The organism is Lysobacter hankyongensis (genome assembly GCF_039543145.1).
Lineage (GTDB): Bacteria > Pseudomonadota > Gammaproteobacteria > Xanthomonadales > Xanthomonadaceae > Lysobacter_I > Lysobacter_I hankyongensis.
Genome location: NZ_BAABJE010000002.1, coordinates 214,972 through 232,117 on the forward strand (window position 1 = coordinate 214,972; position 17,146 = coordinate 232,117).

Here is a 17,146-nt window from a genome sequence, read left to right on the forward strand (position 1 = left end):
GTTTCCGCCACCCGCGTCGACACGGCCTGCTCTCACGCCGATACCTGCTCGCCTCCGCGGACATGCGCCCAGGAATGACGGTACCGGAGGCTGGACCGGCGAAGACGCGAAAAGGCGATGCACGGAGCGCGTCGGGATCCGCAGCGGATCGACCCGTTTCGGGCATCGCCTCATCGTCCGGTGCGAACAAGGAGGTGGCAGCGCCTCTCCGGGCGAGCGCCTGGACAGTGCATGGCGTGCAGACGGGCCGGTCCCGCGATTTGGGATTCCTGCGTGCGAAGATCCGATCTGCGCCCAAACCAGCGATTGCGCGCCGGCTGCCCAATCGGCACACTCCCCGCAAGGAGTTTTGACTTCCTGTATGTCAGACCATGCGTTTTGAAACCTCGGAGGTCGAGGCCATGGCGGAGTCCGGGAGCGACATCGATGCGGTGCTTGCGATCGTGGGGTCGATCCTCCTCGGGCTGCTTGCTCTGTTGGTGTGCAGGTACTGCTACACCGCATTCACGGCAAATGCACTCGCAGCGCAACTTCAGCGGCACCGACCGTCGCGCAAGATTCCGAAGATCGATCTGCCTGTCGAAATAATGGGCGCGCTCTCGGCGGCGACCTTGTTCGCTCCCATTTGTGGCGTCTGCGTGTTCCTCATGGTTTCGTGCCAGAGCCACTTCAACACAAAGGCTTCACCGCCGAACTGGGCGGATTTCTGGAAATTCGTCGGATTCCTGTTGTGGCCGCTTTGCTGCTACTTCTACCTCTGGCCAAAGAGCCGATATGCATCGAATTTGCGGAAGGCGCTTGGTGGAGCCGTTTCACTGGCGAATGGAGGTCTGGGCCTGCGTCGGTTTGCCTTGTATCTTCGAAGCGTCACCGGAGATCGACGCACGATATACACCCAAACAGGGCCGGAGGGTCAGATGGGCGATGTCCATGTCCAGCCCGCTGCTTTCGGTTTGAAGTCGATGCTTGGCAATCGAGTCGATATGTATGCGCTTTGGGATCCGGAAAGAGACGCCAGGCCTACCCTGAATTTTCTGCCGATACTGAGCAGCGATGAGGACTGGAAAGAGGATGTGATGGCGCTGGGGCAGCGCGCCCTGTTCATCGCGGCAGATTTCGAGGCTGACAAACATGGAGCGCTTTCGGAAGGCGTGACTTGGGAGATCGAATTCCTCATGGCCAATCCGGACCTGCTCGGCAAGACGCTCGCCATCGTCAGTGCCGACGACCATGCTTCTGTCGAACTCGAAGCGCTCGTCTCGCAAGCGCGATGGAAGGTTCATGTGTATCGTCGAAATGACTATGGTTCCAGCTTCCGGGATCTGCCGGAGGAGCTGCATGGACTCGTCTCACAAACGCTGGATGCGTGATCGGGCAAGTCTGGGGCGGCGATGGCCGGCCGTCATCGCCCCGGCACGCCGCGCGCTGCCTTCGTTTATGGAGTGGAATCCATTTGCTTTTACCGGTCAATGATCGAAATGGCGCGATCAAGATTGAAATCCACCGACTTGAACTTGCTTGCGGGCACGTGGATCTGCCGAACTTCAGTAGAAGGTGGTCGAATTGATCTCTATCACCGGCTGGTGCGTGACAGTGTTTCGAATCAATGCGCGATCCGCGCAACTTCAGTAGAAGGTGGTCGAATTGATCTCTATCACCGGCTGGTGCGTGACAGTGTTTCGAATCAATGCGCGATCCGCGCATGGACAAACGAATGAATGCCGCGGTGCATTGTCGCGGTAGATCTCATCAACTGCATGTGAAAGGAGTCAGAAATGCCGCATATCACGTTCATTCATGGCCTTGCCAACAAGCCCGCTGCCGATTCGTTGCATCGTATCTGGTTGCGTGCGCTCGAAGATGGGGGGAACGGCCTCCATCTGGGCAATGAAGGCGTCAACAGTTCAATGCTGTACTGGGCAGACGTGCTGTACGAAAAGCCCGACGAAAACGAAGCGGACTATGAGTCCACCCTGGAAAGTACGGCGGAACAGGTCGACGCCGGTGGGGAAGGCGAGTTGCCGCCAGTGGGGTCGCGCACGGAGGCGGAAGCGCGGTTCATCGAAGCGATGTTCTACAGGTTCACCAACGCCAGCGAGGCGCAGTGGGAAGCGGAACAGGCAGCGAACAGCAGCGGTGCCGCTGCGGTTGGGCTGGAGCGCATTCCACTGCCGTGGTTCCTGAAGAAGAGGATCATGAAAGCGTTGCTGCGGGATGCCCACGCCTTCTATTTCAATATCGAGCATTCGCCAAGAGCGGGAACGACGTGGAAGGTGCGGGATGAGATCCGGCGGCGGACCATCGCCGAGCTGAGCATTCCCCGATCGAGACCTCACATCGTGGTCGCCCACAGCATGGGAACGATGATCGCCTACGACGCACTCAAGCGTATCGTCGACTGCCCGGGAATCGATGGGCTGATGACGATCGGCAGCCCCTTGGGCATCGACGAAGTGCAGGATTGCAACAAGCCGGAATGGAGTCGGGACAACGGCTATCCCTTCGAGAAGATTGGAAGCGGCCGCTGGATCAACGTCTACGACACGCTGGATGTGGTATGCGGCGGCGACCCGAGATTCGCGAATGATTTCAAGCAGGAAGGAAAAATCAGGATCGAGGACATCTCTGTGACCAACGATGGCGCCTGGCGACACTCGATCGTCAAGTACCTTCGTCAAAAAGAATTGCAGAACGCCCTGCGTTCCTTGCTTGGGCGGGAGGCTTGACGTCGTGTCGACGAATGAAGATCAATCCGAGATCCGCATCGAGGCGCAGAAGATAATCTCGAAATCGAGTCGAAACCCGCGCTGGGAGGATACCAAGGTCCTGATACGCGGCTTGCAGGCCGAGCGAGAGTTTTCGTTGTTGGAACAGATCACGGATCGTGTCGCCCGTTTCGACCCACAGGTGCCGGAGTTGCGCAGGCGACAGTCGCAGGCGCTGATTGAGACCGGAAAGCCTGCCGCGGCATTGGCTGTCATCAGGGAAATACTGCCGAGGACCTCGAGAAGCGACAGGGAATCCTTCGAGCTGCGGGGGTTGAGGGGGCGTGCCTACAAGCAGATGTTCGTCGAGAACCATGAGCCTGCGGATCCATTGGCCATCGATCTTTTGAAGAAATCGATCAGGGCTTATCGAACGACTTACGAAGAGGATCCCAGGCACTACTGGCATGGGATCAACTGGCTCGCCCTGCAAAAGCGCGCCGAAGAGGATGGTGTCGCTTCCGCCAAGGGCGTCGATCTGGCCGCATTGGCAAAAAAGATCATGGGCACGGTCGACGCCAGTCATGACGGCCGTCCTCTCGATCCATGGGCACTCGCGACGAAGGCCGAGGCATCTCTGGCGCTCGACGATGTGGACTCCGCTCAGACGTACATCAAGGAATTCCTGCGCCATGACGACCTGACCTCCTTCCAGGTCGGCAGCCTGCGTCGACAACTGGAGCAGATCTGGAGACTCGGCGAGAAGGACGAAGCGCGGCAGGGCTTGCTGTCCGTGATTTGCGCATTCCATGCTCAGTTGCCTGGCGCGGAATTCCCACTGTCCGGCTCCAGCGTTCTCGACTACAAGCAGCAACTATCGGGTTCCGAGCCTCAGTTCGAAGCAATCCTGGGGGATGAAGGCCCGGTAACCATCGAGTGGTGGAGAAAGGGCCTCGATGCTGCGGGTGCGGTCGGATCGATCATCGCCAGCAACGGTGCAGTGATTGGAACGGGCTTCGTGGTCCATGGGGAGAGCATCCATGATCGTTGGCGAGGCCAGAAGCTCGTCGTGACGAATTTCCACGTCTGCAACAAGGAAGGCAGGGACAAGGGCCTGCCTCCCGATGAAATCGAGATCGCATTTTCGGCCATGGAGGAAAAGGTGCGATATCAAGTGAGCGAGATTGCATATGAAAGCGAACCCATGGCGTACGATTGCGCGATACTCCGCTTGAACAAGCCTCTGGACGGCATACAACCTATTGCAATTGCAAGGAATCTTCCGGTGCTGGATCAGAACGCCGGCGGGCAGTCGAGAAGGGTTTTCGTGATTGGTCATCCGGGGGGGCGAGGCTTGCAGTTCTCCGTCCATGACAACGAAATCCTCGATATCGAGCAGGTGGCGGGCGCAGGGCCTCAACGACTGCACTATCGAACGCCAACCGAACCGGGCAGCTCCGGCAGTCCGGTGTTTCGAAGCAATGACTGGAGAGCGATCGCATTGCATCATGCCGGAGGCAAGGCGATCAAAAGATTGAATGGGAAGCCTGGCACCTATGATGCGAATGAAGGGATCAGTCTGACTTCGATCATCGCCGCAATCGGTGCGGTTTGAGGTGCGTGGCAAATACAGGTGGGCGCGGCGGCCTTTCCTGACTTGCGCTTGTGGGTCGAAGATCGCCCGATGCACTCATGTCGCTCGTGACGCCACCGCGCGCTCCCCACGCCGATGCCCGATCGCCTCCGCCACATGCGGTCCAAGAATGTCGGCGCTGCCGGCGAGATCGGCGATGGTGCGCGCAACGCGCAGTATGCGGTGCATCGAACGCGCCGAGAGCTGCAGCAGATCGATCGCGTTTTCGAGCATCGCCTGATCGTCCGGCGCGAGTCGGCAGACCGCATTCGTTTCCGATTGATCGAGATGCGCGTTGCAGCGTCCGGCGCGTTGTCGTTGCACTTCGCGTGCACGTACGACGCGGGCGCGAACGACATCGCTGGATTCACCCGGCGGCGCGTCGGGTCGCAATTCGGCCGGTGGCAGTCGTGGGACTTCGAGATGCAGGTCGATGCGTTCGAGCAGCGGGCCGGAGATCTTGGCGCGATAGCGTTGGATCGCATCGGGATGACAGCGACAGCGGCCTGAGGGATCGCCTGCCCATCCACACGGACAGGGGTTCATCGCGGCGACCAGTTGGAAACGCGCGGGGAATTCGCACTGCCGCGCTGCGCGGGAGATGGTGACCACGCCGGATTCCAGCGGTTCGCGCAGGACTTCCAGCGCGCGGCGGTCCCATTCGGGCAGCTCATCGAGGAACAGGACGCCGTTGTGCGCGAGCGAGATCTCGCCCGGTCGCGGTTCGGCGCCGCCGCCGACCAGCGCCACCGCGCTGGCGGTGTGGTGCGGGCTGCGGAAGGGGCGGTTGCGCCAGCGTGTGGGATCGAGGCCGCGGCCGCTGATCGATGCGATGGCCGCGGTTTCCAGCGCGTCGGCTTCGCTCGCTTCGGGCAGCACGCCGGGCAGGCGCGAGGCCAGCAGGGTCTTGCCGCAGCCGGGCGGGCCGACCAGCAGCAGGTGATGGCTGCCGGCAGCGGCGATTTCCAGCGCCCGACGCGCGCGGGTCTGGCCGCGGACATCGCGCAGGTCGGGGCCGTGGTCGTAGGCGCTGGCCGGGGCGATCGCGGCCGGCAGGGCTTTCTGGCCGCACAGGTGCCCGCAGACTTCGAGCAGGGTGCGCGCGGTGAAGGCTTCGACGCCCGCGACCAGCGCGGCCTCCGCGCCGTTGCCGGCCGGCACGATCAGCCGTCGCCCCTGCGCCGCGGCGGCCAGCGCCGCGGGCAGCACGCCGTCGACCGGACGCAGTTCGCCGGTCAGGCCGAGTTCGCCGAGGAATTCGCAGTCGCGCAGGGCGTCGAGCGGGATCTGGCCGCTGGCGGCGAGGATGCCCAGCGCGATCGGCAGATCGAAACGGCCGCCGTCCTTCGGCAGGTCGGCCGGCGCGAGGTTGACGGTGATGACGCGGGCCGGGAAGTCGTACTGCGCGCACTGGATCGCGGCGCGGACCCGGTCCTTGGCTTCGCGGACCGCGGCTTCGGGCAGGCCGACGATGGACATCCGCGGCAGGCCGCCGGCGAGGAAGACTTCGACGTTCACGGCGGGCGCGCGCACGCCGGTGCGTGCACGGGTGTGCACGAGGGCAAGAGTCATGGCGGCGGCCCTCAGGCGTGGGGCGGCGGGGTGTCGCTGCGGTGCTTGTCCTGTTCCGCGAGCCGCGCTTCCAGCTGTTCGACCAGGGCGCGCAGTTCGTCGAGCTGGCCGCGGGTGCGGGCGAGCACCGCGCGCTGGACGTCGAATTCCTCGCGGGTGACCAGGTCGAGCTTCGCGAGCCCGGCCTGCAGCGCGGACTTGAAGTTTTCCTGCATTTCCTCGCGGCCCTCGCGCAACGCGGGGGGCACCAGGCCGCTGAGGCGGCGGGCGAGGTCGTCGATCTGGCTGAGGTCGATCATGGGCATGTCCGGGCGATTGTAGCGTGGACGCCAGCATCCCGCGCCAGACTTGCCGCCGCCATCGGAAGACCCCGCGTCCCGGCGTCGGAATCTTCCGACCCCCGCGCTATGCTCTGCGCAGTCCCCGACCGCGCAGGAGCCGCCTCATGAAGATGGTGATGGCCATCATCAAGCCGTTCAAACTCGACGACGTGCGCGAGGCGCTGGCCGAAGCCGGCGTGGCCGGCATCACCGCGACCGAGGTGAAGGGGTTCGGCCGCCAGAAGGGCCACACCGAGCTGTACCGCGGCGCCGAGTACGTGGTCGATTTCCTGCCGAAGATCAAGCTCGAAGTGGCGGTGAGCGACGACCGCGTCGATGCCGTGGTCGAGGCGATCATGCAGTCGGCCGGCACCGGCAAGATCGGCGACGGCAAGATCTTCGTCTGGGATCTGGACAAGGTGGTGCGCATCCGCACGGGCGAGATGGATGGCGATGCGCTGTGATCGTTGTTCGTCGTAGGGCGGCGATCTGGATCCTGCGCTGATGGTCGCCGTGGGCCATAAAGCCCGGATCCTGCGGCAGCATCAAGAATCGACACGGCCATGCTCTATTCGGATTTCATCCCATTTGAGGTCATCGTCCCGATGCGCTGTACAGCGGCGGCGTGTCCATCCGTGATTGGAGACCCGTAGGGCGGCGCACAGGATGTGCGCCGTTTTTCGATGAGACAAGGATGTCTCATCGAAAAATCCCGACCATAATTCCGATGGCAGATTTGAATTGGACCTGAGTGTTTTCTTTGGTGACTTTCTTTGCGCCAAAGAAAGTCACCCGCGCTCCAGCGCGGAAAAGGTTCCAGGCTTTACCTGAGACGCATGGCGACGGGATCGTTGGCGCCGAATCAGTGACTTCGCTGATTGGAAAGCCGATCCCCCGGACGGAGCATGCCGAACATCTCCCGGAACGCCCGGTGATTCAGCGGAAACTCCAGCACCACGTGCAGGAAACTCAAGGTCAGCAGCAGCATGAAGCCGAGCGCGTAATCGACGAAATAGAAACCGGCCGCGAAGACCCACAGCGCGACGATCAGCGCGCCGCGGGCAGGCGAGATCCGCGCCCAGCCGATCACCTCGACCTTCGAGAACCAGTTGAGATAGTGATAGAGATAGGCCAGCGCCAGCACGCGGGTGACGAGGATGCTGGCGGGATGTTCGACCACATGCGCGCGATCGATGGCGTAACCGGCGTCGCCGAGGATGAGCGTGTTGATGCCGGCGAGTGTGCCGACGAAGGCGCGTTCCGCCCAGGCGGACGCCGCGGCGCTCCAGTCCAGCGGCGCCAGCCAGCACAGCAGCGGGCACAGCGCGTACGCGAGCAGCGCGACGGCGCCGTCGCGACCGCGGCGACGCAGCCAGCCGACGAGCATGAACAACCCGGTGAACACGTAGACATGGATGACCGTGGGCAGATAGCCCGCCAGCGAATCGGCCAGATCGAGGCTGCGCGCGAACCACAGGCAGAGCGGCACCAGCGCCGCCAGCGCGAGCAGCCGTCGCCACCAGACCGGCGTGATCAGCAGGATCAGCGCGAAGCCGAACAGCGCGAACAGCGCGCCGTTCTCGACCGCGCGCCGCAGTACATCCCGATCCGCCTCGGCCGCCGCGATCACCGCGACGATCAGGGCGGTGCCGCCGACCCACAGCGGCCACGCGTCGCGACGCCGTGGCAGGAAGTAGTTGCGGTCGTGCAGCCACGAGATCTCGGTCATGTAGTGCAACGGACCGAGCACGGCGTAGGCGAGCAGCAGGGTTTCGAACGGCCAGCGGAGGGCGAGCAGCATCGACGCCACGATCAGCGCGATGTTCAACCGATCGATGTTCGAAGGACGCGCTGTTGCAGCCACGGCGACGAGGAAAGTCGGGTTGACGGGAGGCCGGACGGTACCGGCCGTGCCATGCGCACGCTGGTGCGCATCGGGCCGGATGTTACAACGGAAGTCGCGTGCCGCTCACCGGGAGGCGGAGCCGATGTTCGTCTTCGGCCGCAGCCACAGGAACAGGCCGAGCGCCGTCGTCCAGCAGATCGCCGCGGTCCACAGGTCGTGCGACAGGAAGTGCGCGCCGCGCAGTTGCTGCGCGATCCCGAACACGGCGCCGACGACGATTCCGACCGCCAGCCCGCGCCAGCGCAGGTGCGGGCGGGTCATCAGGAAGAAGAAGTACAGCGCCATCCAGGCATAGCCGCCGCTGGCATGGCCGGCCGGGAAGCAGGACGCGTCGGGCAGAGAGTCCGGGCGAAGATCGAACAGGCCGAGATGCGGACGGGTGCCGCCGAGGCCGTCGATGTCCCAGGGGCAGTCCATGTTCGAGCCGGCCTTGATCGCGGCCACCAGCGCGGTCGAGACCAGCACCGACAGGGTCAGATAGCCCAGCGGGCGCCGCCAGGCGGTCAGGCCGTCGCGCCGGAACGACGCCAGCCATGCGAGCGACACGCCGGCCCAGGCGGCGACGCTGAGGTCGTGGCCCAGCCGATGCAGCAGGTGCTGGGTCAGGAACGCCTTCTTGAGTACCCAGCGATAGCCTTCCCAGGCATAGAGGCCGTGGGCGAGGCGCCAATCCAGGCCGTAGGCCCAGATCAGGGTGAGCGCGACGGCGAACAGCGCCAGCGGTGCGGCCAGATGGGTGCGCAGGTCGATCGCGCCCGCGGCGGGCAGTGACCGCGGCGCCACGACGGGCGCGACATGGGAAAGCGTGTCGTGCATGTGGAAATCCCGGCGAGATGCCGGGATTTCTAGACCGTTGCGCTTAAGACAGCATGAGACCGAAGTAAGCGAATCGTTACGGACGGCGCAGCGTCCGGCACAGCGTCATCCGCCGAGGGCCTCCGCCACGAACGGCGGCAGCGTCGCCGCGCCCTTGTGGATGTCGGCGCTGTAGTACTTCGTCGCGAAGGCCTTGGCGCGGGCATCGGCGTCGCGGAAGTCGAAGCCTCCGGATTTCTTGGCGAGCGTCGCGCTCCACCAGCCGGTCGGATAGCAGGGCTGCGGGAACGGCAGCGTCTGGAAGCTCGCGAAGCCGGCCTTGCCCATCTCGCCGCGCATTTCCTTGATCAGGTCCAGCAGCACCAGCGGCGATTCCGACTGCTGGACGAGGATGCCGTCGTCCTTCAGCGCGCGGAAGCAGCTTTCGTAGAAGGCCCTGTTGAACAGGCCTTCGGCCGGGCCGACCGGATCGGTGGAATCAACGATGACGATGTCGAGGCTGCCCGGCGCGCAGTTCGCCATGTAGGCGATGCCGTCGTCGAACAGCAGTTCGGCACGCGGGTCGTGGTTGCTGTCGCACAGCTCCGGGAACCACTTCTCGGCCATGCGCGTGACCTGCTCGTCGATGTCGCACTGCACGGCCTTTTCGACGCCCGGATGCTTGAGCACTTCGCGCAGGGTGCCGCAGTCGCCGCCGCCGATGATCACGACGTTCTTCGGATCCGCGTGGGTGAACAACGCCGGGTGCGACATCATCTCGTGGTAGAGGAAGTTGTCGCGGGTGGTCAGCATCATCGCGCCGTCGATGAGCATGAGGTTGCCCCAGTCGGTGCTCTCGAAGATCTCGATCTTCTGGAACGGCGACTGCACTTCGTCCAGCTTGCGGGTGATGCGGTAGCCGATGGCCGAGCCGGCGGGTTCGAAATTCTCGTAATGCCAGGTGGTCTCGGTCATGGCGGCGTCCCGGATGGCAGGAAAGGGGGCGGCATTGTACCGGAGCGGGTCGCGGGCTTCCGTTACGATGCCCCTCCGCGCGCGACGCGCCCCCGAGAGGAAACCCATGTCGGCGAACACCCAGGAACGGCGCTACCGGGCCATGATCGAGCGCCTCGCCGCCGAGGCCAAGGCGGCGCCGCAGGCCTATCGCACCCGGGTGGCGCTGTTGGCCGGGCTGGGTTTCGGCGTGCTCTCGCTGCTGGTGCTGCTGGCGGTGGGCCTGCCGGTGGGCCTGGTGATCGCCCTGCTGGTCACCGGCCGCGGTATCGACGGCTGGGCGCTGTACGTGCTGCTGCCGCAGATGGTGTTCGCGGCGCTGGTGGTGCGGGCGCTGTGGCTGCGCTTCGAGCCGATCCCCGGCCACCGGCTGCGGCCCGAGGAAGCGCCCGAGCTGGCAGAGGACATCGAACGCCTGCGTCTGGCCGCCGGCGCGCCGGAGCTGGACGAGGTGATCATCGACGGCGACTTCAACGCCGGCGCGGCCAGCGTGCCGCGTCTGCTGGGGCTGGCCGGCCATCGGCATTGTCTGGTGATCGGCCTGCCGCTGATGCGCGTGCTCGACCGCGATGAACTCGCCGCGGTGATCGCCCACGAATTCGGCCATTTCAGTCATGGCCACGGCCGGTTTTCGGGATGGATCTATCGCGTGCGGCTGAGCTGGCTGCGACTGGCGCATGCCCTGGCGCACGGTGGCAACGCGATGGCGCGGCCGCTGCTGTTGTTTTTCCGCTGGTATGCGCCGTATTTCAGCGCCTACAGCTTCGTGCTGGCGCGCGAGGACGAATACGAGGCCGACGCGGTCAGCACCCGGCTGGTCGGCGGCGAGGCGCGTGTCTCGGCGCTGCTGCGCGTCGCGCACGCCGCGCAATGGCTGCAGCGCGCATTCCTGCCGCGGATGGAGGCGCGGATGCGCGCGCAGCCGCAGCCGGCGCCGGCCTATCACGCGCTGCTGGCGGCGGCGTTGCGCGAGGCGCCGCCGCTGGATGTGGCGCGACTGCTGGCGAGCGCGGAACGCGAGAACGATCTGGAGGACACCCATCCCACGCTGCCGCAGCGCGTGGCCGCGGTGGGCGCGCCGCCCGCGCTGCGTCCGCCGGGCGTCCCGGCGGTGGCGATGCTGGGCGAAGCGCTGGCACGGATCGAGCGCAGCCTCGACGACGCCTGGCGCGCGGAGATGCGCGCACCGTGGACGGCCGCGCATGCCGAAGCCAAGGCCGATCGCGAACGCCTGGACGCGCTCGAACGCCGCAGCGACTGGAGCATCGAAGAACGTCTCGAACACGCCCGTCTGGTGGCCCGTCTGCGGCCGGAATTCGACGCCGCGCTGCTGTACGAACGCGCGCTCGAACTGGCGCCCGACAACGCCAACGCATGGTTCCGCGCCGGCGTGCTGCGGATCGAGGGCGACGACGCGGCCGGCGCCGCGCATCTGCGGCGGGCGATGACCCTGGATGCGGGCGCGATCCGCCCGGTGTTCGAAAAGCTGGACGCCTGGGGCCGCGACGGGACGCTGTCGTCCGCCGTGGCCGATGCGCTGGCGACGCTGCGCGCGGAGTTCGCCGACCGGGCGGCCTCGCTGGCGGCGCGTGCCGGTGTGGACGCCGACGACGATCTCGTCGCCCACGATCTCGATGAGGCCGCGCTGGCCGCCCTGCGCGCGGCACTGGCGCCGTTCGGCCAGATCGGCGCTGCCTGGCTGGCGCGGAAACGTCTGGACATGGCCGGCGAACCGGCGCATTACGCCCTGCTGGTGCGCTGGCAGGGCTCGGTCGCGAGCGAGGCCGCCGGCCTCAAGCGCGTGGTCGATGCCGTGCGCCTGCCGGGCAGCGTCAGCGTGTTCACAGACACCGCCCATCGCGACCAGGCACGGCGCGTCCGCGCACAGTGTCCGGATCCGGTGTATCGGCGGGGAAGCTGAACGGGATCGCCGACGGGCAGCCCAAGCGGAATCGTGTGGCGGGCTTGAGCCCGCCCTACAATGCGCGTCCCCTCAATCCCCGGAACCGCCGCCCATGACCGCCTGGTCGATCGACCACGCCCGCAAGACCTATTCGATCCCGCACTGGGCCGAAGGGTATTTCGATGTCGACGCGCAGGGCCGCATCGTCGTGCATCCGCGCGGCCCGGATGCGCCGGGCGCGGCGCTGGCCGAGGTGGTCGATGCCGCGCAGGCCAGCGGCGCCAAGTTGCCGCTGCTGGTGCGCTTCCCGCAGATCCTCGGCGACCGTCTGGGCAAACTGCAGGCGGCGTTCGCGCAGGCGCAGCAGGAGTTCGACTACGCCGGCGGTTACACCGCGGTCTATCCGATCAAGGTCAATCAGCACGCCGCGGTCGCCGGAACCCTCGCCTCGCACGCGGGCGAAGGCTTCGGCCTGGAGGCCGGCAGCAAGCCCGAGTTGATGGCGGTGCTGGCACTGAGCCGTCCCGGCGGCCTGATCGTCTGCAACGGCTACAAGGACCGCGAGTACATCCGTCTCGCCCTGATCGGCCGCAAGCTCGGCCTGCAGACCTTCATCGTGGTCGAGAAGCCGTCCGAGCTGCCGCTGGTGATGGAAGAGGCGAAGGCGCTGGGCGTGAAACCGGGACTGGGCGTGCGCATGCGCCTGGCGTCGCTGGGCGCCGGCAAATGGCAGAACAGCGGCGGCGACAAGGCCAAGTTCGGGCTGTCGCCGCGCCAGGTGCTTGATCTGTGGAAGTCCCTGCGCGACAGCGACATGGGCGATTGCCTGGGCCTGCTGCACTTCCACATGGGCTCGCAGATCAGCAACGTCCGCGACATCGCCAACGGCATGCGCGAGGCCACCCGCTATTTCGTCGAACTGTCGAAGCTGGGCGCGACCGTCACCCACGTCGACGTCGGCGGCGGCCTCGGCGTCGACTACGAAGGCACGCGTTCGCGCAGCTATTGCTCGATCAACTACGGCATCCACCAGTACGCCTCCAGCATCGTCCAGCCGCTGGCCGAGGCCTGCGAGGCCTACGGGATCGCACCGCCGCGGGTGATCACCGAATGCGGCCGCGCGATGACCGCGCACCACGCGATGCTGGTCACCAACGTCTCCGAAGTCGAGCGCGCGCCGGAAGGCCGCGTGCCGCCCGCGCACGATGACGAAGCCCCGACCATCCGCCATCTGCGCGAGATCTACGCCGAGCTGGACACGCGGCCGGCGGTGGAACTGTTCCACGAAGCGCAGCATCACCACAGCGAAGGCCTGTCGCTGTACGCCTTGGGCCAGATCGACCTGGTCGCGCGCGCGCGCCTCGACGACCTGTTCTACGCCATCGCCCATGCGGTGCGCGCGCGCCTGACCTACGACGAGAAGAGCCATCGCGACCTGCTCGACGAGCTCAACGAGCGTCTGGTCGACAAGTACTTCGTGAACTTCAGCCTGTTCGAATCGATGCCGGACGTGTGGGCGATCGACCAGGTGTTCCCGATCGTGCCGATCGAGCGCCTCGACGAGGCGCCGGACCGTCGCGGCGTGATCGCCGACCTCACCTGCGACTCCGACGGCAAGATCGACACCTACGTCGAGAACGAGGATCTGCACACCTCGCTGCCGTTGCACGGGCTGCGCCCGGGTGAACGCTACCGGATCGGATTTTTCATGGTCGGCGCGTACCAGGAAATCCTCGGCGACATCCACAATCTGTTCGGCGATACCGACGCGATCGAAGTGCGCGTCGGCGACGACGGCTTCAAGGTCACCCAGCAGCGTCGCGGCGACACCACCGACGTGATGCTGGACTACGTCGGCTACAAGCTCGAAGACCTACGCCGCATCTACCGCGCCAAGGTCGGCGCCGTGGACCTGAGCAAGGGCGAGGCCGCGCGCCTGAACGAGGCGCTGGAGAACGGGCTCACCGCGTACACCTATCTGAGCGACGAGCCGCTGGGCTGACGGTTCCGCCCGCACTGCGGGCGCGGGATCGGGCGGGCGATGTAACCTCCGCATCGCGCCGCCCACGTCGCACGCCGTCGATTACAGTGCGCGTCCCGATCAACGGCAAGGCGACGCGCGGTGGACAGCGGCACTTCAATCGAGCGCACGCGCCGCGGCGCCGTTCGCGATCATCTGCCCGGTTTGGATCTGCTGCGCGCCATCGCGGTGCTGTGGACGATGCTGTTCCATTCGTTTCTCGTCGGCGGCCTCGGCGAGGACTGGGACTGGGCGCAGCGCTACGGCTGGATGGGCGTGGATCTGTTCTTCGTGCTCAGCGGCTTCCTGATCGGCGCGCAGGTGTTGAAGCCGCTGGCGAGCGGCGAACGGTTGTCTTTCGGCGATTTCTATCTGCGCCGCGCCTTCCGTATCCTGCCGGCGTTCTGGGCGGTGCTGGCGCTGTATCTGCTGTGGCCCGCGTTCCGCGAAGCGCCGGGCATGGAGCCGTGGTGGAAGTTCGCCGGCTTCTTCGTGAATCTGTCGATCGACTACGGCAACCGCGCCGCGTTCTCGCACGCGTGGTCGCTGTGCGTCGAGGAACACTTCTATCTGGTATTTCCGCTGCTGGCCTGGCTGCTCGCGAAGCGCGCCTCTGCCATGGGGTTCGTCGCGCTGGCCGCGGCGATCGTGGTCGGCGGCATCGCGTTGCGCAGCGGTACGTGGCTGCATTTCGACACGCTGGGTTCCGATCGCAACTGGTTCGTCGAGAACATCTACTACCCGACCTGGAACCGGCTCGACGGCCTGTTGGCCGGCGTGATCCTCGCGATGTGGAAGACGTATCGCCCGGACAGCTGGGCCCGCGTCGGCGCGCGCGCCAACGCTGTGCTGATTGCGGGGTTGGCGACGATGGCGTTGAGTTTCTGGCTGTTCCGCGAACGCACCGGTCTGCTCGGCAACAGCATCGGTTGGCCAGTGCTGTCGCTGGGGCTGGCGTTGCTGGTGTTGGCCGGCGCGCAGACCGGCAGTTGGATCGGCCGTCGCGCGGTGCCCGGCGCCGCATGGCTGGCGGCGGTGTCCTACAGTCTGTATCTCGTGCACAAGCCGGTGTACGGCCTGGTGCAGACCCATCTGGGCGACGCGCTGGATCGCATCGGCAGCGGTTATTTCGCGTTCGCGACGTATGGTCTGGCCTCGCTGATCGCGGCGGCGCTGCTGTACTACGCGGTGGAACGGCCGGGGTTGCGGCTGCGGGGATGGTGGCTGTCTCGCGCCGCATCGAAACCGCTTGCGTCCCCGTCGATGCCCTGAACCCCCGATGCACTTGCCGTGCATGCACGTGCGGCGTTAGCGTGAACGCGCCCGATCCGGGCCGACAAGGACCGTTCACGATGAAAAGACCTGCGTCCGATCCACGCCACTCCAATCCAGGCCACTCCGTCCGTCGCCGCGCGCCGTTGATCGCGGTCGCCGCCATCGCGTTCGCAGGCACCTTCGCGATCGCGGCCAGCGCCCAGTCCGACCCGTGGTGCGAATACGCGCTCCGCAAATGCCTGGATCGCTACAACAGCTGTCTGCGGATCCGCGATCAGGCGTTCTGCGAGCCGCTGTACGTCGCCTGCGTGCAGGATTCCGGCTGCGACGGCTGAACCGCGTCGCGACTTCAGGGTGCGGGTGGTGCGGCGGCGATCTCCGCCGCGGAGGGTGGCTTGCGCCACGGCGCCGCCACCATCAGCACGCCGACGATCATCAGGATCGCGCCGGCGATGCGTACCGGATCCGCGCGGCGTGGTTCCTGCAGCACGCCGAAATGATCGAACAGCAGCGATGCGCTGACCTGGCCGAGAATCGCGAGGCACACCAGCGAGGCCGCGCCGAGGCGCGGCATCAGCAGCGTGAAACAGGCGACGTACAGCGCGCCGAGCAGACCGCCGGTCCAGATCCACGGCGGCAGCTTGCCCGCGCCGCCGATCGCCAGCGGGGTGCGCGTCAGCAGCAGATAGGCGCCGAGCAGCACGGTGCCGACGAGGAACGAGACGAAGGCGGCCACGATCGGGCCCCCGATCTGCGCGCCGAGGCGCGCGTTCACCAGCCCCTGCAGCGGCAGCATCAAGCCGATCGCCAGGGCCATCAGCGCGGGCAGCAGCAGATGCATCGTCAGCGCTCGCGAGCCACCTGGAACCCCGCGAACGACTGTCGCACCGGCATCACTTCGATCCGGTTGACGTTGAGGTGCGGGGGCAGGGTGGCGATCCAGAACAGGGTGTCGGCGAGATCGTCGGCGGAGATCGGCTCGGCGCCCTTGTACAGGGTGTCGGAGGCGGTCTGGTCGCCGCTGGTGCGCACGAGCGTGAATTCGGTTTCCGCCATGCCCGGCTCGATGCTGGTCACGCGCACGCCGGTGCCGTGCAGATCGCTGCGCAGGCCCAGCGAGAACTGCGAGACGAAGGCCTTGGTGCCGCCGTAGACGTTGCCGCCGGTGTAGGGATAGCTGCCGGCGACCGAGCCGATGTTGAGGATCGCACCCCTGCGCGCGATCAGCGTCGGCAGCAGCAGATGGGTCATCGTCGCCAGCGCGGTGACGTTGGTGTCGATCATCTGTTTCCACTGCGCGAGATCCGCGCGCTGCGCCGGTGCGGTGCCCAGCGCGAGGCCGGCGTTGTTCACCAGCACGTCGATGTCGCGGAACGCCTGCGGCAACGCGTCGATGGCGGCGCGCATCTCGGCCTCGTCGCGGATGTCGAAGGCGGCGGTGTGCAGGCGTTCGCGGCCGAGCGCGTCGGCGAGCGCATCGAGGCGCTCGGCACGGCGGCCGGTGGCGATCACGCGCCAGCCGGCGCCATGGAAACGTTTGACGGCGGCGCGGCCGAAGCCGGAGGTACCGCCGGTGATGAGGATGGTCTTCATGCGGCGATTCTAACGTCGCTGCGACCGCGGGCGCTCATGCCGCCTGCGACAGCCGCCGGCTGCGATGGAGTTTGCCCGCCGTGCTCGCGCGGGTGTCGCGATGTCGCGCCAGCATCGTTTCCGCCAGCGCCGTCTCGCGGGTCAGCGCGCCCGCGGCGCGGGCCTGGGCGATCTTCGCCTCGACCCGGCGTTCGTCGGGCTGCGCGAGCAGCAGCTCGCGGATCGCCTCGCGCAATGCGGCGTCGGCGCAACGCCGAAGCCTTCGGCGACGACGGCGGTCGAGGCGGCTGAGCAGAAGATCGAAGACCGGCCTGAGCAGCGACGGTCGTAACAGGGCGGCTTCGAGCATGGCGTTCTCCTGTTGGGAGAGGAGTATGCCGGTCGGGTGTCTCAGGGGTTGCGATCAGCGA

Annotated in this window: 17 protein-coding genes; 9 read left to right on the forward strand and 8 right to left on the reverse strand. The window is 66.2% G+C overall.

The window, feature by feature from the left end; genetic code table 11:
- Window positions 1-371: 371 nt before the first annotated feature.
- From ABD974_RS04815 to ABD974_RS04830, 4 genes are read left to right on the forward strand one after another with little or no spacing between them, the layout of a single operon-like run.
- Complete coding sequence (locus tag ABD974_RS04815) at window positions 372-1,370, forward strand: hypothetical protein (RefSeq protein ID WP_345302159.1); 999 nt, start codon at window positions 372-374, stop codon at window positions 1,368-1,370.
- 21 nt (window positions 1,371-1,391) lie between these two features.
- Window positions 1,392-1,718 (forward strand): hypothetical protein, encoded by a 327-nt coding sequence (locus ABD974_RS04820; protein WP_345302160.1) that lies wholly within the window; start codon window positions 1,392-1,394, stop codon window positions 1,716-1,718.
- 57 nt (window positions 1,719-1,775) lie between these two features.
- Window positions 1,776-2,726, forward strand: coding sequence for a lipase family protein (locus ABD974_RS04825; RefSeq protein ID WP_345302161.1), 951 nt, complete (start codon window positions 1,776-1,778; stop codon window positions 2,724-2,726).
- A 4-nt stretch (window positions 2,727-2,730) separates the two neighbouring features.
- Window positions 2,731-4,320, forward strand: a complete 1,590-nt coding sequence (locus tag ABD974_RS04830; protein ID WP_345302162.1) for a serine protease — start codon at window positions 2,731-2,733, stop codon at window positions 4,318-4,320.
- 75 nt (window positions 4,321-4,395) lie between these two features.
- Here ABD974_RS04830 and ABD974_RS04835 read toward each other — a convergent pair whose 3' ends face one another.
- A complete protein-coding gene (locus ABD974_RS04835) occupies window positions 4,396-5,910 on the reverse strand; it encodes a YifB family Mg chelatase-like AAA ATPase (RefSeq protein ID WP_345302163.1) in 1,515 nt (504 codons plus the stop codon).
- Between the two features lie 11 nt (window positions 5,911-5,921).
- Window positions 5,922-6,209, reverse strand: a complete 288-nt coding sequence (gene ubiK, locus ABD974_RS04840) for a ubiquinone biosynthesis accessory factor UbiK (RefSeq protein WP_345302164.1) — start codon at window positions 6,207-6,209, stop codon at window positions 5,922-5,924.
- Window positions 6,210-6,355: 146 nt separating this feature from the next.
- On the opposite strand from ubiK, the gene ABD974_RS04845 reads away from it, so the two are divergent.
- Window positions 6,356-6,694 (forward strand): P-II family nitrogen regulator, encoded by a 339-nt coding sequence (locus ABD974_RS04845; protein ID WP_345302165.1) that lies wholly within the window; start codon window positions 6,356-6,358, stop codon window positions 6,692-6,694.
- A gap of 398 nt (window positions 6,695-7,092) precedes the next feature.
- Here ABD974_RS04845 and ABD974_RS04850 read toward each other — a convergent pair whose 3' ends face one another.
- The 3 genes from ABD974_RS04850 to speE all read right to left on the reverse strand — a co-directional run bounded on the left by ABD974_RS04850 (window position 7,093) and on the right by speE (window position 9,906).
- Window positions 7,093-8,058, reverse strand: a complete 966-nt coding sequence (locus ABD974_RS04850) for a hypothetical protein (RefSeq protein WP_345302166.1) — start codon at window positions 8,056-8,058, stop codon at window positions 7,093-7,095.
- A 141-nt stretch (window positions 8,059-8,199) separates the two neighbouring features.
- Entirely contained in the window at window positions 8,200-8,952 is a 753-nt protein-coding gene (locus tag ABD974_RS04855; RefSeq protein WP_345302167.1) for a phosphatase PAP2 family protein, read from the reverse strand.
- Between the two features lie 105 nt (window positions 8,953-9,057).
- Complete coding sequence (gene speE, locus ABD974_RS04860; protein ID WP_345302168.1) at window positions 9,058-9,906, reverse strand: polyamine aminopropyltransferase; 849 nt, start codon at window positions 9,904-9,906, stop codon at window positions 9,058-9,060.
- A 106-nt stretch (window positions 9,907-10,012) separates the two neighbouring features.
- On the opposite strand from speE, the gene ABD974_RS04865 reads away from it, so the two are divergent.
- The 4 genes from ABD974_RS04865 to ABD974_RS04880 all read left to right on the forward strand — a co-directional run bounded on the left by ABD974_RS04865 (window position 10,013) and on the right by ABD974_RS04880 (window position 15,478).
- Window positions 10,013-11,866, forward strand: a complete 1,854-nt coding sequence (locus tag ABD974_RS04865) for a M48 family metalloprotease (protein ID WP_345302169.1) — start codon at window positions 10,013-10,015, stop codon at window positions 11,864-11,866.
- Window positions 11,867-11,960: 94 nt separating this feature from the next.
- Window positions 11,961-13,850 (forward strand): arginine decarboxylase, encoded by a 1,890-nt coding sequence (speA, locus tag ABD974_RS04870; RefSeq protein ID WP_345302170.1) that lies wholly within the window; start codon window positions 11,961-11,963, stop codon window positions 13,848-13,850.
- A 174-nt stretch (window positions 13,851-14,024) separates the two neighbouring features.
- On the forward strand, window positions 14,025-15,140 hold the full coding sequence (locus ABD974_RS04875; protein ID WP_345302378.1) for an acyltransferase family protein: 1,116 nt from the start codon (window positions 14,025-14,027) through the stop codon (window positions 15,138-15,140).
- An 80-nt stretch (window positions 15,141-15,220) separates the two neighbouring features.
- Window positions 15,221-15,478 (forward strand): hypothetical protein, encoded by a 258-nt coding sequence (locus ABD974_RS04880; protein WP_345302171.1) that lies wholly within the window; start codon window positions 15,221-15,223, stop codon window positions 15,476-15,478.
- Window positions 15,479-15,492: 14 nt separating this feature from the next.
- On the opposite strand, the gene ABD974_RS04885 is transcribed toward ABD974_RS04880, so the two are convergent.
- Genes ABD974_RS04885 through ABD974_RS04895 form a run of 3 tightly spaced genes read right to left on the reverse strand, consistent with a single transcriptional unit; the run spans window position 15,493 to window position 17,085 of the window.
- A complete protein-coding gene (locus tag ABD974_RS04885) occupies window positions 15,493-15,984 on the reverse strand; it encodes a DMT family transporter (RefSeq protein ID WP_345302172.1) in 492 nt (163 codons plus the stop codon).
- A gap of 2 nt (window positions 15,985-15,986) precedes the next feature.
- Window positions 15,987-16,736, reverse strand: coding sequence for an SDR family NAD(P)-dependent oxidoreductase (locus ABD974_RS04890; protein ID WP_345302173.1), 750 nt, complete (start codon window positions 16,734-16,736; stop codon window positions 15,987-15,989).
- A gap of 34 nt (window positions 16,737-16,770) precedes the next feature.
- Window positions 16,771-17,085 carry a hypothetical protein gene (locus ABD974_RS04895; protein ID WP_345302174.1) on the reverse strand — a complete coding sequence of 105 codons (315 nt, stop codon included), beginning with the start codon at window positions 17,083-17,085 and terminating at the stop codon, window positions 16,771-16,773.
- Window positions 17,086-17,146 lie beyond the last annotated feature (61 nt).